Raw genomic sequence first — 20,404 nt, 5'->3', positions numbered from 1 at the left:
CTTCTGACGTCGAAAGCCAACTGTCAGGATTACATTTCCAATAAACAGGGAAGTAAAGGGTATAGGACGACGAAGATAATCGGAGGGATATTCATGAAAAAGAATACTACCAAAAAATTTGTTTATACAGGAGCCGCAATGGCGGGCAGCCTTCTTTTGTTGACTGCCTATAAAAAGAACCAAGCCAAAAAGGTCTGGGTTTATGAAGATAATGATATGAGAAACAGTGTAACGGTCGATCGGGAAGAAAGCGTCAATGCTGATATGGATGAAGCGGAAATCGGGTTGACCCAATTGGATTCTGCTTATCGCTCTGAATGGCAGGCAAATGGCTTTCCTCAAACCCATAAAGCAATGAAAGAACTGGAAAGCAAATAAAAACAAGGTCTCAGTTTTGATGCTGGGGCCATTTTTTTTCTGATCGCTTTATTGAAAAAATCGTTAAGGAGGAAGTCGGTATGGGGAATGAAAGGAAAATTGTTTGTTACATCGCCGCTAGCCTGGACGGATATATCGCAACTGAAGACGATTCCCTCGAATGGCTTTTCAAGACAGCAGGGGAAGAAGAAGGAGGCGCCGGATACGACGAATTCATGGAGAACATCGATACAGTGGTTATGGGACGCAGAACCTATGATTGGGTAATGGAAGCTGAAAAAGGAAAGTTCCCTTATCAAGACATGGAAAGTTATGTCTTTACTTCTTCTTCCGCAGAAGAGAACCCTTATGTGAATTTCACGAATCAGGACATCTCCAGTTTCGTGAAAGATCTCAGAGAGAAACCTGGAAAGGATATTTGGGTGATTGGAGGGAGCAAGCTGCTTCATAGTTTTTTGAAAGAAGATTTGATTGATGAATGGATCATTTCGCTCGCTCCTGTCCTTATCGGAAAAGGAATACCATTGTTCCAAGAGCAGGAAGTTAAGCGCCGCTTGAAGCTTAAGTCGGTAAAATCATATGGGCAATTTGCACAGCTGCATTACGGAAGATTATAGGGAAAGACAAAAGGCGGTCGAGGATTTCTCGGCCGTCTTTTGCTTTGCTTCAATCAGGACATTCAGCCACTTTTTATAATAATAAGAGAAAGTACCTAATTTTTAGAAATAAAAAACCCTTATTTTTTGTATAAAGACAATAAACTATTACTTTTGGTCATTTTATCGACAGAATTTGAGTAGTTACGAGGGATTGAATTCTTATAATTCCAATTATATACTATTAATAAGAATCATTTGTAGATTCTTGGAATAGAAGGGAGAGAAAGCATGAAGAAATTAAAAGTATTGGTGTTCGCTTTATTTACAGTTCTATTCTTAGGTTTTTCTCAAACCTCCGCAGAAGCACATTCTCCAGATTTGCATGAAGGGGTGGCTGGACAGGATGTTTCAGAACTTCAAGCAACCTTGAAAAAACTGGGCTACTTCCAGACGGCACCTACAGGTTATTATGGATCTATCACTAAAAATGCAGTCATTCAGTTCCAGCGTGATTTCAATGTTCCGGCTACTGGTTTTACAGGTCCGTTGACACGAGCGAAACTTTCGGATGTTGATATGATGGCACGTGTCGTACACGGAGAAGCACGTGGAGAAAACCATACAGGTCAAGTAGCGGTAGCAGCTGTTATCCTGAATCGTATCGATTCCTCCCTATTTCCAAACAGTACATACAATGTCATTTTTCAGCGTAACGCGTTTACTGCTGTAAATGACGGGCAGTACAAATTCAAGCCGAACGCTTCAGCTTATCAGGCTGTGAAAGCAGCTGTGAAGGGCTCAGATCCATCACTTGGTGCAACGTATTATTACAATCCAAGCGGCGTGACGGATACGTGGATCTTCTCGCGTACAACCATCACGAAAATCGGCAAACATATATTTGCAAAATGATTTTAAGCATCGCCCTGAAAAAACAGGGCGATTTTTTATGGAATGAAACAGAGTGCTGAAAAGAGTTATACTGAGAAGGAATAAAGAGAGGTGGAGTAGAAATGTCAGAAAATAATGCGCAGCAAATGCCGCCGAAAACCTGCAGTGTCGAAAAACTGGTGACCAATAAGCAGGACGTAGAAAAAGTTTTGGCTGGCACGAAGTCGGCAACTCGAAGAAATGGACGCTATGCAGACATAGGGGAAATCATGGTACTCAAAGACAAGAAATTTGTGGTGGATCAGGTATATCAGCAAACACTTGGTGAATTAACAGATGAAAACATCACTCGGGAAGGTTACGCGTCTGTAGAAGATTATAAACAATCGATCTTGTCGTTTCATCCAGGTATGCCCTGGTTGCCTGAGATGACTGTTTGGGTCCATGAATTCCACTTGGCAACAGAGTAAGTAAACAATGTATATATTTATTCTATACGCCCATATTTTAAGCGCTGTGTTATCCATCGGTCCTTTTTTTGTGCTGCTTCCTTTAATCAAACGAATGGAAACGGCAGCCGGCATTCTATTGGACTCGCATATCACGACGTTCAGATCGGCGACACGTCTTGTAAAACATGCAGGGCACGTGCTGGTAACGACAGGCATCCTGTTGATTTGGCAGGGACCGTGGGAATGGGGCACTTCTTGGATAGTTTGTACGCTGGCCGTGATGGTCGCTTCTGTCTTTTTCTTAGCGCGTGCATTTACACCGACTCTCCGCCAATTTGGGGAAGAAGGAGCCGACCAATTGAGGTTGGTTAAGAAGTTAAACCGTTCTTTATGGATTTATATTTTATTATTATTGCTCATGCTATGGTTCATGGTCGATAAACCGATGTTTTGGTGATGAAAAAGGACGACACCCCTCTGTAATGAGCGGTGTCGTCCTTTTGCTTATCCTTTGACAGCGCCTGCTGTCATACCGGCAACAAAATAGCGCTGCAGGAAAATATAGGCGATGACCATTGGCGCTGAGGCAATGATGACGCCTGTAAAGAGCATTGGGTAGTTCGTTGAATATTCACCCTGGAACTCCAGCAAAGCGAGAGGCAGGGTCTTGTAGGCATTATCCGTAATGAACAGCAAAGGATACAGCAAATCATTCCAATGCATCACAAACAGGAAAATGGCTGTAGCTGATAGAGAAGGAAGCGACAGCGGAATAGCCACTTTGGTGTAAATCTTCCAATTGCCTGCCCCGTCTATTGTAGAAGCTTCAAACAATTCTTTCGGCAAGGTCTTCATGAAGCCGGTTAGAATAAAAACAGCAATCGGCATGGTTGTAGAGATGTTGACGAGAATGAGCCCCACTAAGCTATTGGTCAGGTTGAGATCGAGCATCAGCGAATAGAGGGGAATCATGCTGACTTGCGCCGGCACCATCATGCCGAGTGTGAACAGGATGAATAAGGAATTGCCGACCCAATTGTTGAGACGGGTGATGCCATAGGCAATCAACGAAGCAAAGAACAATGTCAACGACACGGAAAACAAAGTGACGATTGTGCTGTTTACAAAGTAGCCAGCCATCGTCTGCTCCTGGAAAATCGCCGCGTAGTTCTCAAATTGAAGACCGGCTTCCGGAAAACCGAGCGGATTTCTGAACGTTTCCTGAATGGTTTTCATGGAAGTCAACACCACAATCAACAACGGAACCAAAATCAACAGTGCATAGATGATAAGGGAAAATCTGCGGAAGAACAAGCTGTTGTCCTCCTTTCCTTAGGCTTGAGAAATTAAAAATTCTTGGGTTTATTTCTTGTTCAGCTCTTCGGGGTCATAAGCCCGCCCAGCTATGTGGCTGAAAACATGCCACTTCGCTGGTCTGTCTTATGCCCGTCAGAGCTACACGGGCGCTTCCGCTTTTCTAGTGATCCAGACTCCGGCAGCCAGCCCCTCGAGTCGCTTCAGCTTTACCAAGAATGGCAAAGAACGCCATTCCCGGTAAAGCTTCCAGCGCTTGTCGCGGCTAGATGGCTGCCTTCGCTTTTCTAGTAAGAAATTCTATCAGAACGCAAAGCTTTGAATTGCAGGAATGTAATAATCGCGATAATGATCATGAAAATAACGGAAATGGCGCTGGCATAGCCGAATTGGTAGCTTCTGAAAGCGATATCGAAGATATAAGTAGCCACAATCTCCGTTGAATTATTCGGTCCGCCGCCTGTCATCGCAAAGACCAGATCGAATGCTTTGAACGATTGGATCGTGGTATACGCAACGACAATCGTAGCGGAAGGTGCCAGCAGTGGCCAAGTTACACTGCGGAAGGTCTGCCACTTGTTGGCCCCTTCTATTTTTGCTACTTCATAGAGTTCGTCCGGAATGGCCTGCAAGCCTGCAACGAATATGATGAGCATTTGTCCGGCATGGAACCAAATTTGGGTAACAGCTAAAGAATAGATGGCAATATCTGCGTTGCCGAGCCAGTTTTGCGTCAGGAATTCAAGTCCGACCAGCTCCAATACCTGATTCAGGATACCAAGTGACGGATCGTAGATAAATGACCAAATAAAGGCTACGGATACAGATGACAGGATGGTCGGGAAAAAATAAAGCGCGCGCAAAAAAATTGTAGTCTTTGTGTTTTTTAAGACAATCATCGCAAAAGCAAGGGCGACGAGTGTTTGGAAGACAACAACGACAAGCATAAATTTCAGGTTATTGCCGATCGTCTTACGGAAAATTGTGTCCCCGGTAAAGGCACGTTCGTAATTGGCGATTCCCACAAACTGAAAACTTGAGCTGAGGCCGTCCCAATCTGTAAACGAATAAAACAGGGCGCTGATTGTCGGGTAAACAAAGAAAATCGCATACAATAGCAGCCCTGGCAGAAAGAATAAGTAGATGGATTTAGAAACTCTCATCCCGTTATTCCCTGTTTTCTTCTACGAGCTGCTGGGCTTCTTCAGCAGCTGTCATCGGATCTGCTCCACCCAACACGTTTTCGATGGAGCTAAGGACTGCAGCCTCGATTTGAGCATTCGTAATTAGGAAACGCGGCTGGAACCGGGTTTTTCTTTCATCGATCCAATAAGCTGTATTCTGCAATACTTCTGATTCATATTCAACATCATTGACCGTTAGATGCTGACCAGTTTCATTAGCGTATTGGGAAGCGATTTCAGGCTGGCTCAGAAACGTGATGAATTCTTTTGCCTGCTCTTTTTTCTCGGACTGGCTATTGACTGCCAGCATGAAGGTGGCTGTATTGATGCCTTCATAGACAGCTTCGCTTTCTTCAACAGTGATCGGAGCCATTAAATCCAGCTGAAGATCAGGATTCAGATCCAGCAAAGCAGACATATGGTATGATCCTGTCGCCAGCATAGCGGCTTCTTCATTGGCCACCATCGCCATTGCGGAATCTTGGGTAGTCCCCAGAGCATCGGCCTGGATATAGCCTTGTTGCTCAAGCAATTGGAAATCTTCCAGCGTCTTGACCCACCATTCGTTGGTCAGGGATTCTTCGCCATTCTGAAGTTTTTCGAATACGTCTTCATCCGGCGCATTGTTCATCATCATACTGTTCATGAATTGGTTGGGGCCGATGTCTGCTCCGGGAAAAGCGATCGGCGTAATACCATTCTCAAGGAGTGTGTCTGCCATGTCCTGGAATTCACTCCAACTCTTCGGCACTTCCAGTCCAAGCTCTTCGAACATGCCCTTATTATAGACAGGCATATTGAAGACCAGCTGATAAGGAAGCGCAAGCTGAGTTCCGTCTTTCTGTCCGACGCTAATGAGTTCCTGATCAAAATTGGAAACGAAATCCTCACCGCTCAAATCTTCGAACAAACCGGCGCTGGCGATGGCTTCAAATTGTGCGCCAGGGAAGGATGTAAAGACGTCGCCCGTCGACCCGTCCTGCAGCAGACGTTGTCCGGTAGCCTGGTATTGCTCAGATGGATAGATGGTCATTTCCACGGAAATGTCAGGATTTTCATCTTCAAACTGGGCAATGATATCATCCAGTACTGCTTTGTCTTCGCCTCTCCAATGGATAAAGCTGATCTGGGTGCTGTCTTCTGCACCTTCATTGCCTGTATCGCTTGGGCTGTCACCTGCGCATCCGGCAAGCAGTAAACTTGAAGCCAAAACTCCTGATGATAAATATGCAAACTTTTTCATCCTCTGTCTCCTCCCTCTATTTAAAAAATTGAAATGCTTACTTTATTTATACCCCAATCTTTCTCTTAAATACAGAATTATCTAAATAAGCCATGTTATCAGTTGACAAATGGGCGGAAATTGAATAAGATTGGCACAACCTTTTTTGTACGGATTGCGGTTGAAGGGGTCGGAAGCGACACCGCCGAATTCCAGTTGAGCAGAGTATAGCAGAGCTAAATCGATGAATAAGAAGAGTAGCGCAGATCAACCTCTCAAAGAGAGCCAGTGGCAGGTGGAAACTGGTGGGGTATCTGAGTGAATGGGCTTATGAGTGGTTCTTTGAACAAGCAGTAGAAGAATCCGTTTTTCCCTACGTTATCGGGGTTCAAGTGAAAGCTGTTTTAGCTTTAACACGAGGTGGTACCGCGGTCAATCCGTCCTCTGCAAGGAACAATTCTGTTCCTGCAGGGGGCTTTTTTGTTTTCAAATAAGGTAAAAGCACTAAAAAGTATAAGCTGGATAATTTCATCTGCATGTAGTATCCAGCTTTGGCGATTAGACTCTTGAAAACACCAAACCATGCCGCTTCGCCGGTCTGTTTTGTGCCTGTCGAGTCTGGCTGATCGCTTCCGCTTTTAAGAATAGGAGATGAGCCGAGATGAGCAAGGAAATGAAAATGAGAAAAATTGATGGAGATTCTTTGACGCCGATTGCGGTGTTTAACCGATTGACTGGAGAACGCAAATGCCTGCTCGAAAGTTCTTTAAAGACCAGTGTGACAGGCCGCTATTCCTTTATTGGAGCGGATCCCTCAACGGGCTATATAGGCCACAGCCAACAATTACGGGAAATTAATTTTCGGACAGGCGCCGAAAGAACACATGAAGGCAAACCGTTGGAGCTGATTAAAAAACTGATGCCCCGTTATGAAGCGGAAGTGGAAGGACTGCCTTTTACAGGCGGTGCGCTTGGATATATCGGTTACGACGCGATTCAAGCCTATGAACCGATCAAGGCGCCGAAGGAAGACACCCTCCAGATGCCTGATATCCACCTCCAGGTTTATGAAACCATCGTGGTTTTCGACCATGTAAAAAATGATGTGACGATTTTATCGTTTGAAGACAAGCTGGATGACATTGAACAGCAATTGTCGGTGCCGGAAAACCCGGCTGGAGCAGGAGATCAGGAATCACTGCAGTTCGTTTCCAAAACCACTGATGCTTTTTTCCGTAAACAGGTGGAGCAGGCAAAAGATCATATCCGCAAAGGGGACGTCTTCCAATTGGTGCTGTCGCAGCGTTTGTCTGCCAGTTATAAAGGGGATGCTTTCGCATTGTACCGAAAATTACGCAAGCAAAATCCGTCTCCTTATCAATTCTTCATCGATTTTGACGGCTATGCCATTGTAGGTGCTTCACCGGAGAGCCTGTTGACGATTCGGGACAGCCATATGGTGACCAATCCGATTGCTGGAACACGCAAGCGCGGCAGAACCGTTGCCGAAGACAATCAGTTGGCCGAAGAATTGGCGGGTGATGAGAAGGAGCAGGCGGAACATAAGATGCTGGTCGACCTCAGCCGCAACGATGTGGGGCGCGTAGCGCAAATTGGTACAGTGGAAGTGCCGAAGTATATGGTCATCGAAAAATACCAGCACGTTATGCACCTGGTTTCGGAAGTGACTGGTGAGCTTGACGGGAAAATGCATCCGCTCGATGCATTGGTGTCCTGCTTGCCTGCTGGAACTGTCTCAGGAGCTCCCAAAGTGCGGGCCATGCAATTGATACAGGAATTTGAAGAAGAGCGCAGAGGCGTCTATGGAGGAGCTATCGGGTACTTGGGATTCAATGGTAATTTGGATGTCGCATTGGCCATCCGCACTTTTGTGGTCAAAGATGGCATGGTTCATGTCCAGGCGGGCGCCGGTATTGTCTTCGATTCGGATCCACAGGCGGAATACGAAGAAACGCTGCATAAAGCGCGTTCACTAACGGAGGTGTTCGGATGATTCTCTTAATCGATCATTACGATTCGTTTACCTATAATATTTACCAGGCCATCGCTGCGATGGACGTTGAAGTTGAAGTGGTCCGTTACGGTGTTTTGACACTTGATGAAATTAAAGCGAAAAATCCTCAGGCGATCATCCTTTCGCCAGGACCCGGCCATCCCTTGGAATTGCCTGAATCGATCGAGCTGATTCAGGAGCTTTATCAATCCATTCCGATTCTGGGCATTTGTCTGGGACAGCAGTTGATTGGAGCGGCGTTCGGCGGAAAAGTAGTTCAAGCTCCTTTTATCCGCCATGGCAAGGTCTCACAAGTTTCGCATGATCAGCAAGGCTTGTTCCAAAACATGCCGATGCCATTGCCGGTCATGCGGTACCATTCCCTAGTATTGGAACCGGAGACTTTGGCTGATTGTCTGGAAGTCCAATCCCGGGCACTAGATGATGACACGATTATGGCCGTAAAGCATCGGCATTATCCCGTTTACGGAATCCAATTCCATCCTGAGTCCATCGGCACTCCAGATGGCGTGGAATTGATGAAGGAATTCATTGTGCAGGTACAGCAGGAAAAAGCCAGCATCCGATAGACAGAAAAAAATCCCAAGCCATACCGGCTTGGGATTTTTTAGGTTGTTGAAAGATTTCCGTACTTTTATTTCGCTTCTGGCGGCTATTCACGGATCAATGGCATCGTGCAGCAGCGGAAAGCTCCACCTGATTTGATGATTTCGGAATAATCGACTTCAATCACATGGAATCCGCGAGACGTCAATTGCTTATTGACCTGCCGGTTCTGTGGTTGGCTGAAGACTTTCCGGTCGCCGATGGACAGTACATTGGTGCCGAGCGCAAACTGCTCTTTTTCGTTGACGCGGATTAAGGTATAGCGTTCTGCGAGCATCTTGACCGTCTCCATATCGAGCGCTTCAGGGAAGATGAGGGCTTCCGTGGGCGACAGGATATTGAAAACACAATCCAGGTGCAGGTATTTCTCGTTAAATGAAACAGGGATGACTTCGAAATCCGGCAACTCCAGCTGCAGATCACGGATGGCTTTTTTGGAAGTCCGGCTGCTGACTCCGACAAAGACGGTATCGCGGTCGATGATGACATCGCCGCCTTCTATGCGGTGGCCGGCCAATTCCTTAACGTTCACATCATGTGCCTCCATCCATTTTTGGAGTTCCTGTTCCTCTCCCTGCCGGATTTCAGAAGCCATTTCGCTGATGAAGACTGTGTCTCCGATAGTGAATCCGATATCGCGTGTAAAAACCTGTTCAGGATAATTTTCAGAGGGCTCGATCAAATCGGTTTGAACACCTTGCTCTATCAAAGCCTGGACGAATTCATTGTGCTGGTGAAGTGCTTTGTCCACATCGATATTTTCATCTTTGTATCTTTTCTGGACATCGTTGATGACATCTTTTATTTCCATATAACGTGGTGGGCAAAGCAGGACGCGCCGGAGTGGATCGTATTCGCTTTGGCAACGGGCAGATGGGCTTTCTTTGATATATGACGACATATGGCTTCCTCCAAAAAACATAGTTATTAATTGTATATTCCTTTTAGATGGAAACTTAAAACATTCCAGCAGAAGAAGATGCACAAAATATCCAAAGAGTGAGAAAATGGAGAAAGACTATAAAATCAATTGAAAAAGGGGATTCCAATGAAAATCATTCAACAGGAAGTGGCGGAGGACCGTGACTTTATCCGAAAAAAAGTCATTGAACACAATAATGCGAGTTTACCGGGGGAAAAAACATCACCATTCGAACAAATGAGCTTTATCGTCCGTAATGATGAAGGAGAAATCACAGGAGGATTGACGGCTACCGGTTTTTGGCGGCATCTTCACATTGATTTCCTCTGGGTGGACCCGTCAGCCAGAGGCCAACGGATTGCCGCAAAGCTGATGGCTCAAGCGGAAGCTTATGCACGCAGCAAAGGTCACCGACTGATGATTGTCGATACGTTGAGCTTTCAAGCTCCTGAGTTTTACAAAAAGCAGGGCTTCTCGGAATTCGGCAGAGTCAATGATTTCCCGGAAGGCCATAGCCATCATTACTTCGAAAAAAGGTTGACGGATCCAGCTGAAAACCGAAATAGAGAACAATAGAAAAGGACCTTGGTCAAAAAAATCAGCAGCAGTTGGGAATTTAGGAAGGTTACTGGACTCTCTTCTCCGTCAATCGCTTCAACACACTAATAGCGGGTACGAAGATGTCCCAGCTAGACAGTTTTAAAGACCGCCACTACCTCATTGTGGACGTATTTTAGCTCGCGGACTGTATTTCATTCGTTTGGACCGTATTTTTCGTATTTGGACTGTATTTCACCCAACTTGGATCGTAAGCTCTATTAATGGCATAAAACAAATCTTCTTATCAAATAAAATCCAAAAAAGTCCCTGGACCACAAGCTGCTTTTCGGGAAAACCGCATACAAAGCAAAAACCGCTGGAGAAAAATCAATGATTTTTCTCCAGCGGTTTTATTTCCAAGGCTTATGGGACAGCCTTTTTTTATTGTTATTGCTCTTGGTAGAAAACTTTATCTACATTGTATTTAGCTTTTTGCGTATTGATCAAATACGTTTCGTAGATATCGCGCTCCATTGGATCTTCCACAATGGAAATGGTGATGCGGTATACTTCTTCGCGGTGATTCTTCAAAGGTGATACCGAATCTTCGAAATGCTTTTTCACACGTTGGCGAAGTTTGCGGGCTTTGCCGACAAACAACAATTCTCCACTATGATTAAAAAACTGGATGATGCCGCCTTTATCACGTGGAATTTCGTGCAGATCGATAAAGCCGTATAGTGGTTTGATGACGGCTTCGTCACCTGTAATTTCCTGTTTGCGTTGTGTAATCGTCACGTCCGCTTTTGGTGGTTGGATATTAATCATGCTTATCACGTCCTCAAATTATCGTATTGCCTATTTTAACATAAAAAAGAGCGGAAATCCATCCGCTCTTTTTTACTCTTTGTTATGGTCCTTCTATAAGGTCTTCAATTGTTCGCTTGCCGGCTGATCCCCTTGCAGCACTTCAAATACTTTGTTGTAGGTATTGCTGCGGTCGAGTACATCAACCAGGACATGTGCGACGTCCGCTCTTGGAATGGATCTTCCTTCCATAGAAGAGAAACCTTCGAGCGACACTTCAATCTTCTCGGACTTGTCTTCGTCTGAAAGTGCACCGGGACGGACAATCGTATAATCCAAATTGGTTGCCTGCAGCAATTCGTCTGCTGTCCGCTTGGCGACAAGATAGGGCTTCATCGCCTCACCGCCGGCATCAGGATCATTCGATCCCATCGATCCTAATTGGACAAAGCGTTTGACGCCTTTATCCTGTGCATATTGAGCCGCTTTGACAGAGCCCCATAAATCGATGGTCAAGGTCTTGTCAGCTCCTGTCGATGGGCCGGAACCTGCTGCGAAAATAACAGCATCAACCCCTTCAAAAGCATCACTGAAGTCTTTTTCCAGATCAGCAAGCACTACCTTGGACGCGCCAAGTTCCTTCAACTTATCTATTTGTTCCTCTTTACGGACCATAGCGGTCGCTTCGTGTTTTGATTCGGCTAATTCTTTGACAACATTGCGGCCGACTTGACCGTTTGCTCCAATAACTAATACGTTCATTCGATTTCCACTCCTTTAATTGTCTTCACTTCCCTTATCTTCCCTTTTGTGAATGCATTAAACGTTTTATTTCGCCGTGCAACTGTCCAAAAAGGCACAGACAAGCTAGAATAGAAGAACGGAGGTGTTACAATGCAAATTACAGATTACGTGTTTCACAAAATCAACGACCCTACAGGCATCATGGTGGGCGATCGTTACGAATTCTTGTTGAATGTCGAAGTTGACGAAGATGATGAACTATATACCGATGGTGGCCTGGAACTGCGCGTCATTATTGCTGCAGAAGAAACTGGTGCCCGCATAGCGCATTATAATTTTATCGATAAGCAGACAAGAGGCGCACTTGAGTTTGGACTTGAAGAAGAGGAAGAAGAAGAAATCCTCGCTTACTGTTCAGAAAAACTGGCATAACAAAAAACATCCTGCTCACTTTGAGCAGGATGTTTTTTGTTATAGTTTAATATCGATTTCCGCGTCTTCTTTCAGTTCTTCGATGCGGGCAAATACCGCTTCCTGAGTTTTTTGCTCTTCCAGTGACTTCCGTATAGTCGGTTCCATTTCTTCAAAGGCAGGTGCTTCCTCTTCAGAACTCTCGACAAAGCCATCATAAGCTTCTTTCACTTCTTCGTCCGTTACTTCGCCAGTTTCTATTTCTTCTGCAATATATTGTTCATAGATCAACTGTTCACGAAGCTGGTTTTCCATATCATCCAGTGTAAAGCCGGTTTCCTTCAATGCTTTGTCCATTGCTTCTTCCGTCTCAAACTGGCCTTTCAACTCTTCCAAACGTTCTTCGACTGCTGATTCATCAGCTTCATAGCCTTTTTCTTCAGCATCCTGCATAATGACCTTATTTCCGATCAATACAGACATAGCCTGCTCTTTCACAAGTTCGTTCGTTTCATCCGATGTCGTGTGCCCTTGTGCAGCTAATGTGGTTTCCAATTGGCGTGCTACGCTATTATAGACATTCCCTAAAATTTCATCTCCATTTACTACGACGACAACCTCTTCTTGATCCGGCAATTCCATAGAAGATTCTGCAGGAGCAGTATCTGCTGTCGCTTCTTCCGTAGTTTCAGGTTCTGTGTTTTCTTCAGGTGCAGTTTCTTCATTATCAGAGCACGCGCCCAAGGTCAGCAATAAAAGAAAAGGGGCGAATGCGAACTTCATTTTCTTGATCATGTTAAAACTCCTCTTTCAATCTGTCTCTTAAAAGTAAACCATATTTTATTATCCGATACAAATAGTTGGTTAGATGTGTTTAAATAATGTCGCAATTCTGTATAATGAAAGAAGCGGAACTTGTTTTCCACTCAGCTCCCGCTGCAACCCGCAATCGTTACTTTGTACATAAGCTCTACAGTCTTGGAATGAATCAAAAAAGTTCATGACAAGCCAGTCCATCTGGTTAGTTTGTTCGATTGAACTATATGAGCTAGATGGTATAATTATAAGAATATATTAATAATGATACAACACTTACATCTTTTGGAGGAATCCCTATGACGAGTTCAAACCATATTCAAGCACGTAAAACCCTTGATAAAATTCAGCCTTATTCGCCTGGAAAGCCGATTTGGGAAGTACAGAAGGAATTGGGATTGGACCGTGTCATCAAATTGGCGTCCAACGAAAATCCACTTGGCCCATCACCTAAAGCAGTAGCTGCCATCCAACAGGGACTGGCGGAATTGAACCGTTATCCCGATGCAGATGCCAGCGCATTGAAAAAAGCCATTGCCGCGGAATTCAATGTAAGCCCGCAGCAGGTCATTCCGACAAACGGCGCTGACGAGCTGATCACGCTGATTTCTGAAGCTTTCCTTGAAGAAGGGGACGAAGTGATCGTTCCTTCGCCATCGTTCAGTGAATATGATTTTGGTGCACATATCATGGGTGCCACAGTAGTACCGGTCAAATTCATCGAAGGCTTTGAGTTTGATGTGGACGCCATGATCGCGGCTGTGACGGACAAAACCAAGATCATTTATATTTGTACACCGAACAACCCGACAGGCACCTATATGTCCAAGCCGGATCTGGATAAATTAGTGGAAGCGATTGATGGGGTATTAGTAGTTATCGACGCTGCCTATAGCCATTTCGCAGATGCCGCTGATTACACCCATGGCATCGAATACATCAATGCCGGCTACCCGGTACTGACCTTGCAGACCTTCTCGAAGATCTACGGCATTGCCGGAGTGCGGGTCGGATTCGGCATTGCTTCCGAGCCGATCATCCAGTCGATCCTAAAAGTGAAAGAACCGTTCAACGTCAATACATTAGCGCAGATTGCTGCAACGGCTGCCATTGAAGATACCGAACACGTGAAGACTTCTCAAGAAGCCAATAAAGCCGGCCGGGAACAATTGTACAAGGCTTTTGAGGAGCTGGGATTAGCGTATATCGAAAGCATGGCCAACTTCGTATTGGTGCAGATCGGTGAAGACGGTGAAAAGCTGTACAAGGAATTAATGGCGAAAGGTGTCATTGTCCGCTACGGAAAAATCTGGGGCTTGCCTGATTACGTACGGGTTTCTGTTGGAACGCCGGAAGAAAATCAATTCTTCATCGATACATTAAAGTCATTGTTAGTGAAACAAGCTTAAAAGAGAGGCTCCTGAAACTGGGAGCCTCTTTTTTTTTATTATTGTGATACTCACAGTAAGCCAAACTGCTTCCCATCATTTTATAAGCAAAGATTGTCGGGACAACACAAATATAAATGAAACGTTTGTTTAGTAAAGGGAAAAAACGGGAATTTTCGGGGAAATGACATTAATGAAGGATGGATGCTATGATTTATGATTGCGCAATAATAGGGGGCGGACCTGCGGGACTCAATGCTGCATTGGTGCTAGGCAGATCCAGAAGGAATACATTGCTTTTTGACGACGACAACGGACGCAATTTAGTGACGAGGGAATCGCATGGCTTCATTACACGGGATGGTATTGAACCGGAAGAACTCAAACGCCTGGGCCGTGAAGATATCGCAAAATACGGTTGCGTGGAGATTAAAGAGCAGCGGATCACCAGTGTCAACCGGATTTCTAAAACCCATTATGAATTGGTGACAGAAGATGGAGATGTATTCCACAGCATTAAAATCATCATCGCGGCAGGCCTGAAAGAAGAGCAGCCGAACATTCCCGATATTGAGAGGTTTTATGGCACCAGTTTGTTCAGTTGCCCATACTGTGATGGTTGGGAATTGCGTGATCAGGCGCTGGCAGTGATTGCGGACAAACAGGTATTCGAACTGGCGAAGAAAATTTATACATGGAGCCATGACTTGATTGTCTTTACAAACGGGGAAGGCCGTTTGGAAGAAGAGGACAAGCAAAAACTGCTTCGGAAAGGCATAAATGTGGTAGAGGATCCCATTGGCGGCCTGGAAGGCGAGAACGGACAGTTACGCAGCGTCAGGCTTGAAGATGGCACATTAATCGATCGGACAGGCGGCTTTGTAACCCCTTTATGGAGCCACGCGACTCCATTTGCCAAGCAACTTGGCTGCAAGCAAAACGAACATGGCGGGATTTTGACGGATGATTACGGACGGACGAATGTCTGGAACGTCTATGCAGCGGGCGATGCTTCATTGATTGTACCTTCCCAGCTGGTCATTGCAGCCGGTGAAGGCAGTGCGGCAGCCATTGGCGTCAATGGAGATTTGATCAATGAGTACTTCGATACGGAGTAGCCGGATCAAGAATTTTTTATGAATTTTCGAAACAGCAGGTATTGGACAAAAAACAAAGCCAGAGTTGTCAGGCACAGGTTAAAGTAATACCACAACCCATCGCCGAAGAAATCAAGTGGGGAGGCAGTATTCGGGCGCTGCATCAAATAAAGGTAATTGGAATCTGTCAGTGGGTTGACGAAAAAACCGATGACGGCGGCATAAGCAAGCAGCAAGGCGTACACTGAAAAAACTGAACGCATGGTCAGGGCTTGCGGACGGCATAAGGCCAAAAATAGGCAGGCCCAGGAAATTGCCGTGTGATGGACAAAGAATTTCCAGAAGCGGAAATGCTGATAATCATAGGGCAGTTCAGGGGTTATCAAGGCAAGAAAGGCCGGAAGTATGCCGATATAAAAAGAAAGTTGGATCCAGAATGGCCGCATGGTCAACAAGCCGATCATGGCAGTAATAGAGGCCACTCCGCATAGGTGCAGCGGCATCTGCCCGTTAAAGCTCCAGACGTCATTCGTGATGGCCCAATAATGATAAGAGAACTCCGAAGTGAAAAGGATAGTCAGCAACGGCCATCGCAGCCATTGATAAAGATCTTTGCTTTCCCTCAACCGCCCCTTTATTGAGATAAGGGCAATAATCCCGGCCACAGCAATCGCGAGTGCCAGCAAGTGGCTTGGAGAAAAAGGGTTGAAAGAATAAGTGGATGTCGCAGCAAACCAGTTTTCCATAACAGCCCTCCTGATCGAGAAGTTATTTTGTGTGTAGTTTATCATTTATTCAGTCAACTGGTCTATTTACTTGAAGACGGCTATTTTACCCTGACATAAACGTATGCTTTGCGTACAACCCTCTCTATACGATAAACTTCTAGAAAAGGATCCGTAGGAGGAATGCCCGCGTGGACCAACTGAATTTATTGTCGTCCATCACTTACATCGACACGGAGCGTTCCATCGAGGCTGGTGAAATGAAAATCGTTGAAACTGAATGTAATATTCAGTTATACGAAGATACATTGGTGACTTCTGCGACGAAGTTCCATGTAGCGAATGTCTGGGATATCTCCTATAAATCATTTTCTTCTGAAGCCAGCTTATTGTATCTTCATACACATCGCGGAGTATTGACTTATAAAGTCTATACAGATCCCGATAAATTCGTGGAGACGTTTAAAAAACTGAAAAACGAGAATTACTAAAGAAGATAGGTTTTTTTCCTATCTTCTTTTTTCAATCTTATAGAGCTGCAGTAAAAGCAGGGCTACGTCTGGAGGAAAGGAGATAAGAAAATGGAGGACAATATCAAAATTGCGGATCAGTGGACAAAGAAAGTAAACGAGCGGGATATCAAAGGCGTTTTGGAAGTGTCAGATCCCCATATTGAATTGGTAGGCCCAAGGGGGATGGCAGAAGGCCATGATATCCTGGAGCGATGGATCAAAGAGTCAGGCATCAAACTGGAAACGCATGGCTACTACGCCAAAGGCGACGAAGTGATCTGCGTCCAACAAGCTACATGGGAAAACCAAAACGGCCACGTAACGATTTACACTTTCATGGAAATCAAAAACGGGAAAGTCCACCGCTTGGGCAGGTATGATACCCTGGATGATGCTTTAGGGCAGTGCCAGTTAAATGAAGAAGATAAAGTTGAATAAGAAAGGGGGCGGGGAAAATTTTCTCGTCCCTTTTTGGAAGTGCCTTTCATTTATTAGGCAGAGGCTGATTGTCTCCCGAAAGTATAAGACTTTCGAAGTGTTTTGAGAGGTAAACCAAATTTTCTGAAAAAAAGTATTGATTTTAAAAAATCTTTCAATTATACTTTCCTAAAATGACTTACTAAACCGGTTTAGTGCAAGGAGAAAAAAATGAAGAAAATCACAATGCAAGATGTAGCATCGAAAGCGGGAGTTTCCAAAAGCACTGTTTCCCAGTATATAAATAATCGTTTTGAATTTATGGGAGCATCGACAAAACTGAGAGTAGAAGCAGCTATCAAAGAATTGGGCTATATTCCAAACCAGGTAGCCAAAAGTCTGAAACAGAAAAAGACTGGAACAATCGGAGTGATCGTAGCAAATATTCTGCACGCATTTTCTACAGAGATTATTCGGGCGATTGAAGACGAGTGTGAAAGAAACGGCTTCCATTTATTTGTTTGCAATGCAGACGATCAGCCGGAAAAAGAGCGTTCCTATATTGATATGCTGGTGGCCAAACAAGTTGACGGGTTAGTCATTTTCCCGACAAACGGCAATAACGATTACTACAAGCAATTGAAGAATGCAGAATTTCCGATTGTCTTTGTGGACCGGATGATTAATGAACCAATTTTCCCGACACTTTTGCTCGACAATGAAAGCGCTTCACAGATTGCAGTGGAACAATTGGCGAAAAAAGGACGGGAAAAAATAGGTTTGGTGTCGACTTCCATTGCCCAAAACGTGACGCCAAGAATCGAGCGCATCAGGGGTTACAAAAAGGCATTGGCATTCCACGGACTGTCGGTCGAAGAAGATTGGATTGTGGCAGAGGAACGTCAGGAAATCGGGAAGAAACTTCAAAGTATATGGGATTCCGGCAGCCGCCCAGAGGCATTTTTTGCTACGAATGATTTGGCTTTGATTGAATTGTTGAAGTTCATCAAAAAAAACAAACTGGCTATTCCAGAAGATATCGGTGTGATTGCAATAGACGATTCACCATTTCTTGAGACGGCTACCACACCGATTTCCGTCATTAAGCAACCGACTTTTGAGATCGGGCAAAACGCAGCGGAGACCTTGCTGAAATTGATTGTCAGCAAAGACTTCAAGGAAGTATATGAAGAGCGGCGGTACCCACCGATTTTGGTGGAACGGGAATCCATCTGAAGCAAATGAGTTGGAGTCGAAAGTTTTCTCGGCGATAAAAAAGCCGTTGAACGGGAGGAGGAACGCCATGGCGACTGTTACTGCAGCTTTTACGGAAGTTCAAACATTAATCGCAGAAAAATTGGAAAGTGCTGCCGTCAACAAGGAACATGCAGCAAAAGTGGCTGAGATTCTTATCCATGCCGATCTGCGCGGAGTGAATTCCCATGGTGCCCTTCGTACGGAACATTATATGAACCGGCTCGAAGCTGGAGGCATTAACCCGGCACCTGAGATTTCATTCACGCAAACCGGTCCGGTGACTGGCGTGGTTGATGGGGATGATGGCTTTGGCCATGTCGTAGCGGATATCGCCATGAATCACGCCATCGGGATGGCTAAGGAAAATGGAGTCGGCATGGTGACAGTTATGAACAGCAGTCATTGTGGAGCACTCAGCTATTTTGTTGAAACCGCAACAAAACACAAGTTGATTGGCATCGGAATGACCCACACCGATAAAATCGTTGTTCCTTTCGGCGGAAAAGAATCTTTCCTCGGGACGAACCCTATCGCGTATGGAATCCCTGCTAAATCTGAGAAGCCCTTCATTTTGGATATGGCAACGTCGAATGTGGCGCTGGGTAAGATTCTTCAACATAAAGAAGAAGGCAAAGAGATTCCTGAAGGCTGGGGAGTGGATAGTGACGGATCCCCAGTGACTGACCCCGCGGAAGTGGTGTCTTTAATGCCATTCGGCGGCCCGAAAGGATCTGGGTTATCGATGATTGTCGATATTTTCTCAGGTTTGCTTGCAGGTATGGCGTTTGGTCCTCACATCAATCCCATGTATGAGAAATTGGACAAAAAAAGAAAGTTGGGACATTATTTCTGCGCCATTAACCCATCTTTCTTTACAGATACCGAAAACTTTCTCGAACAGATGGATCGAATGATCAAGGAGATTCGTGAGGTTCCGGCAGCTGAAGGGTTCAGCCGTGTCCTGGTTCCGGGAGAAATCGAACAGGAAAACGAAGAGCGCCATCGAAAAGAAGGCGTCCAGATTGCAGCAACTACCTATGAATATTTGAAAACACCAATAAAAAACAAAGGGGAGAATAAAAAATGAAAAAGAAATGGTTAACAGGTATTTTTGCATCCGTATTAGTATTGGGAGCTTGTGGTTCAAATGGCGGAACAGAAGAAGGCGGTTCAGAGTCAGGTGAAACAATTGAATGGAGATTCGGCCATTTAGCTGATGAAAACCATATCTGGCACCAGACAGCTATGAAATTTGAAGAACTGGTGGAAGAAAACTCAGATGGGCAGATGGAAATCACCATCTATCCGAATAACTCACTGGGTGGAGAAACCGATACCATCAACTCGATTCAAGCAGGAACAGCCGACATGGTTATTTCAGGGGAAACCTTGCAAAACTGGGCACCGAATGCTGCACTGATGGCAGTTCCTTACGCTTTCCGTGATTTGGATCATGTAAAGTCAGTGGTTGAAGGTGAAATCGGTGAACAGATCAAGCAGGAAGTCAGCGATCAAGCAGGCTTAACGGCTCTTTACTACCATACACGAGCTCCACGTAACTTAACGTCAAACGAGCCGATTACATCTCCAGATGACTTGAGCGGCTTCAGTATGCGTGTACCGAACGTACCATTATTCCTGGATGTCTGGCAGGCTGCCGGCGCATCTCCACAAGTAATGGATTTCAATGAAGTATTTACAGGCTTGCAGCAAGGCGTAATCGATGGCCAGGAAAACCCGGTTGACTTGATTCAAAGCGGTGGATTGGCTGAAGTACAGGATTACGTAAACCGCACAGAGCATGTCTATTCATGGATTTACATCCTAGTGGGCAACGATCAATACAATGAACTTTCTGACGACTTGAAACAAGTTGTCCAAGATGCAGCAGCAGAAGCACAAACTTTCGGTGATGAGCTTTATGAAACTGAAATTGCTGAAATCGAACAGGAATTGATGGATGCTGGAATGGAATTTGTAGACGTTGACCAGGATGCATTCCGTGAAGCGATGACACCAGCTGTCGAAGCTTCTTTATCCCCGGAGCAATTGGAATTGTACGAACAGATCCTTGCAGTTGAATAATA

General features: G+C 45.0%; 24 protein-coding genes and 1 other annotated feature. Of the genes, 16 read left to right on the top strand and 8 right to left on the bottom strand.

The window, feature by feature from the left end; genetic code table 11:
- Nucleotides 1–93 precede the first annotated feature (93 nt).
- The 5 genes from Q0785_RS10820 to Q0785_RS10800 all read left to right on the top strand — a co-directional run bounded on the left by Q0785_RS10820 (nucleotide 94) and on the right by Q0785_RS10800 (nucleotide 2,777).
- A complete protein-coding gene (locus Q0785_RS10820) occupies nucleotides 94–378 on the top strand; it encodes a hypothetical protein (RefSeq protein WP_298829600.1) in 285 nt (94 codons plus the stop codon).
- Nucleotides 379–458: 80 nt separating this feature from the next.
- A complete protein-coding gene (locus tag Q0785_RS10815) occupies nucleotides 459–995 on the top strand; it encodes a dihydrofolate reductase family protein (protein ID WP_298829598.1) in 537 nt (178 codons plus the stop codon).
- A 270-nt stretch (nucleotides 996–1,265) separates the two neighbouring features.
- On the top strand, nucleotides 1,266–1,889 hold the full coding sequence (locus Q0785_RS10810; RefSeq protein ID WP_223642636.1) for a cell wall hydrolase: 624 nt from the start codon (nucleotides 1,266–1,268) through the stop codon (nucleotides 1,887–1,889).
- A gap of 101 nt (nucleotides 1,890–1,990) precedes the next feature.
- Nucleotides 1,991–2,338 (top strand): ASCH domain-containing protein, encoded by a 348-nt coding sequence (locus Q0785_RS10805; protein ID WP_223642638.1) that lies wholly within the window; start codon nucleotides 1,991–1,993, stop codon nucleotides 2,336–2,338.
- Between the two features lie 7 nt (nucleotides 2,339–2,345).
- The gene (locus Q0785_RS10800) at nucleotides 2,346–2,777 is read left to right on the top strand and encodes a hypothetical protein (RefSeq protein WP_223642640.1); all 432 of its coding nucleotides are present in this window, start codon (nucleotides 2,346–2,348) and stop codon (nucleotides 2,775–2,777) included.
- 47 nt (nucleotides 2,778–2,824) lie between these two features.
- Here the strand turns inward: Q0785_RS10800 and Q0785_RS10795 are convergent, their stop codons facing one another.
- From Q0785_RS10795 to Q0785_RS10785, 3 genes are all read right to left on the bottom strand, one after another.
- Nucleotides 2,825–3,634, bottom strand: a complete 810-nt coding sequence (locus Q0785_RS10795; protein ID WP_298829588.1) for a carbohydrate ABC transporter permease — start codon at nucleotides 3,632–3,634, stop codon at nucleotides 2,825–2,827.
- 287 nt (nucleotides 3,635–3,921) lie between these two features.
- A complete protein-coding gene (locus tag Q0785_RS10790) occupies nucleotides 3,922–4,797 on the bottom strand; it encodes a sugar ABC transporter permease (protein ID WP_298829586.1) in 876 nt (291 codons plus the stop codon).
- Nucleotides 4,798–4,801: 4 nt separating this feature from the next.
- Nucleotides 4,802–6,061 (bottom strand): extracellular solute-binding protein, encoded by a 1,260-nt coding sequence (locus tag Q0785_RS10785; RefSeq protein ID WP_298829584.1) that lies wholly within the window; start codon nucleotides 6,059–6,061, stop codon nucleotides 4,802–4,804.
- 214 nt (nucleotides 6,062–6,275) lie between these two features.
- Nucleotides 6,276–6,488: a binding site (T-box leader), on the top strand.
- A 213-nt stretch (nucleotides 6,489–6,701) separates the two neighbouring features.
- Between Q0785_RS10785 and trpE the strand changes: the two genes are divergently transcribed.
- Both trpE and Q0785_RS10775 read left to right on the top strand, forming a co-directional pair.
- Nucleotides 6,702–8,054, top strand: a complete 1,353-nt coding sequence (gene trpE, locus Q0785_RS10780) for an anthranilate synthase component I (RefSeq protein ID WP_298829583.1) — start codon at nucleotides 6,702–6,704, stop codon at nucleotides 8,052–8,054.
- Complete coding sequence (locus tag Q0785_RS10775; protein WP_298829581.1) at nucleotides 8,051–8,644, top strand: aminodeoxychorismate/anthranilate synthase component II; 594 nt, start codon at nucleotides 8,051–8,053, stop codon at nucleotides 8,642–8,644. Before trpE ends, Q0785_RS10775 begins: the two co-directional genes overlap by 4 nt.
- An 83-nt stretch (nucleotides 8,645–8,727) precedes the next feature.
- Here the strand turns inward: Q0785_RS10775 and Q0785_RS10770 are convergent, their stop codons facing one another.
- Nucleotides 8,728–9,582, bottom strand: a complete 855-nt coding sequence (locus Q0785_RS10770; RefSeq protein WP_298829579.1) for an arginine deiminase family protein — start codon at nucleotides 9,580–9,582, stop codon at nucleotides 8,728–8,730.
- A 147-nt stretch (nucleotides 9,583–9,729) separates the two neighbouring features.
- Between Q0785_RS10770 and Q0785_RS10765 the strand changes: the two genes are divergently transcribed.
- Complete coding sequence (locus Q0785_RS10765; RefSeq protein WP_298829577.1) at nucleotides 9,730–10,179, top strand: GNAT family N-acetyltransferase; 450 nt, start codon at nucleotides 9,730–9,732, stop codon at nucleotides 10,177–10,179.
- 411 nt (nucleotides 10,180–10,590) lie between these two features.
- On the opposite strand, the gene Q0785_RS10760 is transcribed toward Q0785_RS10765, so the two are convergent.
- A complete protein-coding gene (locus Q0785_RS10760) occupies nucleotides 10,591–10,977 on the bottom strand; it encodes a nucleotide excision repair endonuclease (protein WP_223642714.1) in 387 nt (128 codons plus the stop codon).
- Nucleotides 10,978–11,064: 87 nt separating this feature from the next.
- Nucleotides 11,065–11,712 carry an SDR family oxidoreductase gene (locus Q0785_RS10755; RefSeq protein WP_298829575.1) on the bottom strand — a complete coding sequence of 216 codons (648 nt, stop codon included), beginning with the start codon at nucleotides 11,710–11,712 and terminating at the stop codon, nucleotides 11,065–11,067.
- A gap of 132 nt (nucleotides 11,713–11,844) precedes the next feature.
- On the opposite strand from Q0785_RS10755, the gene Q0785_RS10750 reads away from it, so the two are divergent.
- On the top strand, nucleotides 11,845–12,126 hold the full coding sequence (locus tag Q0785_RS10750) for a DUF6509 family protein (RefSeq protein WP_223642665.1): 282 nt from the start codon (nucleotides 11,845–11,847) through the stop codon (nucleotides 12,124–12,126).
- Nucleotides 12,127–12,165: 39 nt separating this feature from the next.
- Here the strand turns inward: Q0785_RS10750 and Q0785_RS10745 are convergent, their stop codons facing one another.
- The gene (locus Q0785_RS10745; RefSeq protein ID WP_298829573.1) at nucleotides 12,166–12,900 is read right to left on the bottom strand and encodes a SurA N-terminal domain-containing protein; all 735 of its coding nucleotides are present in this window, start codon (nucleotides 12,898–12,900) and stop codon (nucleotides 12,166–12,168) included.
- 320 nt (nucleotides 12,901–13,220) lie between these two features.
- On the opposite strand from Q0785_RS10745, the gene hisC reads away from it, so the two are divergent.
- Nucleotides 13,221–14,330 carry a histidinol-phosphate transaminase gene (gene hisC / locus Q0785_RS10740; RefSeq protein WP_298829571.1) on the top strand — a complete coding sequence of 370 codons (1,110 nt, stop codon included), beginning with the start codon at nucleotides 13,221–13,223 and terminating at the stop codon, nucleotides 14,328–14,330.
- Nucleotides 14,331–14,518: 188 nt separating this feature from the next.
- Nucleotides 14,519–15,427: an NAD(P)/FAD-dependent oxidoreductase gene (locus Q0785_RS10735; protein ID WP_298829569.1), complete on the top strand. Its 909-nt coding sequence runs from the start codon at nucleotides 14,519–14,521 to the stop codon at nucleotides 15,425–15,427.
- A gap of 5 nt (nucleotides 15,428–15,432) precedes the next feature.
- Here Q0785_RS10735 and Q0785_RS10730 read toward each other — a convergent pair whose 3' ends face one another.
- Complete coding sequence (locus Q0785_RS10730) at nucleotides 15,433–16,152, bottom strand: TIGR02206 family membrane protein (protein ID WP_298829567.1); 720 nt, start codon at nucleotides 16,150–16,152, stop codon at nucleotides 15,433–15,435.
- A 170-nt stretch (nucleotides 16,153–16,322) separates the two neighbouring features.
- Between Q0785_RS10730 and Q0785_RS10725 the strand changes: the two genes are divergently transcribed.
- From Q0785_RS10725 to Q0785_RS10705, 5 genes are all read left to right on the top strand, one after another.
- Nucleotides 16,323–16,622 (top strand): hypothetical protein, encoded by a 300-nt coding sequence (locus tag Q0785_RS10725; RefSeq protein WP_223642682.1) that lies wholly within the window; start codon nucleotides 16,323–16,325, stop codon nucleotides 16,620–16,622.
- A gap of 90 nt (nucleotides 16,623–16,712) precedes the next feature.
- Complete coding sequence (locus tag Q0785_RS10720; protein ID WP_298829563.1) at nucleotides 16,713–17,081, top strand: nuclear transport factor 2 family protein; 369 nt, start codon at nucleotides 16,713–16,715, stop codon at nucleotides 17,079–17,081.
- Between the two features lie 210 nt (nucleotides 17,082–17,291).
- Nucleotides 17,292–18,296, top strand: coding sequence for a substrate-binding domain-containing protein (locus Q0785_RS10715; RefSeq protein ID WP_298829561.1), 1,005 nt, complete (start codon nucleotides 17,292–17,294; stop codon nucleotides 18,294–18,296).
- Between the two features lie 67 nt (nucleotides 18,297–18,363).
- Nucleotides 18,364–19,404 (top strand): ureidoglycolate dehydrogenase, encoded by a 1,041-nt coding sequence (gene allD / locus Q0785_RS10710; protein ID WP_298829560.1) that lies wholly within the window; start codon nucleotides 18,364–18,366, stop codon nucleotides 19,402–19,404.
- Complete coding sequence (locus tag Q0785_RS10705; RefSeq protein WP_223642690.1) at nucleotides 19,401–20,402, top strand: TRAP transporter substrate-binding protein; 1,002 nt, start codon at nucleotides 19,401–19,403, stop codon at nucleotides 20,400–20,402. The genes allD and Q0785_RS10705 overlap by 4 nt, the downstream gene beginning before the upstream one ends.
- The last annotated feature ends 2 nt before the right edge of the window (nucleotides 20,403–20,404 follow it).

This window comes from uncultured Planococcus sp., assembly GCF_947501725.1.
In the GTDB taxonomy this organism is placed as follows: Bacteria; Bacillota; Bacilli; order Bacillales_A; family Planococcaceae; genus Planococcus; species Planococcus donghaensis_C.
This window is presented reverse-complemented; position numbering and strand designations above follow the sequence as displayed.

Excerpts from the sequence above, each read along its gene's own strand:
- Q0785_RS10815 (WP_298829598.1), top strand. The coding sequence starts at position 459 with ATGGGGAATGAAAGGAAAATTGTTTGTTACATCGCCGCTAGCCTGGAC.
- Q0785_RS10715 (WP_298829561.1), top strand. The coding sequence starts at position 17,292 with ATGAAGAAAATCACAATGCAAGATGTAGCATCGAAAGCGGGAGTTTCC.
- Q0785_RS10810 (WP_223642636.1), top strand. The coding sequence starts at position 1,266 with ATGAAGAAATTAAAAGTATTGGTGTTCGCTTTATTTACAGTTCTATTC.
- Q0785_RS10805 (WP_223642638.1), top strand. The coding sequence starts at position 1,991 with ATGTCAGAAAATAATGCGCAGCAAATGCCGCCGAAAACCTGCAGTGTC.
- Q0785_RS10750 (WP_223642665.1), top strand. The coding sequence starts at position 11,845 with ATGCAAATTACAGATTACGTGTTTCACAAAATCAACGACCCTACAGGC.
- Q0785_RS10785 (WP_298829584.1), bottom strand. The coding sequence starts at position 6,061 with ATGAAAAAGTTTGCATATTTATCATCAGGAGTTTTGGCTTCAAGTTTA.
- Q0785_RS10745 (WP_298829573.1), bottom strand. The coding sequence starts at position 12,900 with ATGATCAAGAAAATGAAGTTCGCATTCGCCCCTTTTCTTTTATTGCTG.
- Q0785_RS10820 (WP_298829600.1), top strand. The coding sequence starts at position 94 with ATGAAAAAGAATACTACCAAAAAATTTGTTTATACAGGAGCCGCAATG.
- trpE (WP_298829583.1), top strand. The coding sequence starts at position 6,702 with ATGAGCAAGGAAATGAAAATGAGAAAAATTGATGGAGATTCTTTGACG.
- Q0785_RS10775 (WP_298829581.1), top strand. The coding sequence starts at position 8,051 with ATGATTCTCTTAATCGATCATTACGATTCGTTTACCTATAATATTTAC.
- Q0785_RS10765 (WP_298829577.1), top strand. The coding sequence starts at position 9,730 with ATGAAAATCATTCAACAGGAAGTGGCGGAGGACCGTGACTTTATCCGA.
- Q0785_RS10735 (WP_298829569.1), top strand. The coding sequence starts at position 14,519 with ATGATTTATGATTGCGCAATAATAGGGGGCGGACCTGCGGGACTCAAT.
- Q0785_RS10755 (WP_298829575.1), bottom strand. The coding sequence starts at position 11,712 with ATGAACGTATTAGTTATTGGAGCAAACGGTCAAGTCGGCCGCAATGTT.
- Q0785_RS10770 (WP_298829579.1), bottom strand. The coding sequence starts at position 9,582 with ATGTCGTCATATATCAAAGAAAGCCCATCTGCCCGTTGCCAAAGCGAA.
- Q0785_RS10705 (WP_223642690.1), top strand. The coding sequence starts at position 19,401 with ATGAAAAAGAAATGGTTAACAGGTATTTTTGCATCCGTATTAGTATTG.
- Q0785_RS10730 (WP_298829567.1), bottom strand. The coding sequence starts at position 16,152 with ATGGAAAACTGGTTTGCTGCGACATCCACTTATTCTTTCAACCCTTTT.
- Q0785_RS10720 (WP_298829563.1), top strand. The coding sequence starts at position 16,713 with ATGGAGGACAATATCAAAATTGCGGATCAGTGGACAAAGAAAGTAAAC.
- allD (WP_298829560.1), top strand. The coding sequence starts at position 18,364 with ATGGCGACTGTTACTGCAGCTTTTACGGAAGTTCAAACATTAATCGCA.
- hisC (WP_298829571.1), top strand. The coding sequence starts at position 13,221 with ATGACGAGTTCAAACCATATTCAAGCACGTAAAACCCTTGATAAAATT.
- Q0785_RS10790 (WP_298829586.1), bottom strand. The coding sequence starts at position 4,797 with ATGAGAGTTTCTAAATCCATCTACTTATTCTTTCTGCCAGGGCTGCTA.
- Q0785_RS10800 (WP_223642640.1), top strand. The coding sequence starts at position 2,346 with ATGTATATATTTATTCTATACGCCCATATTTTAAGCGCTGTGTTATCC.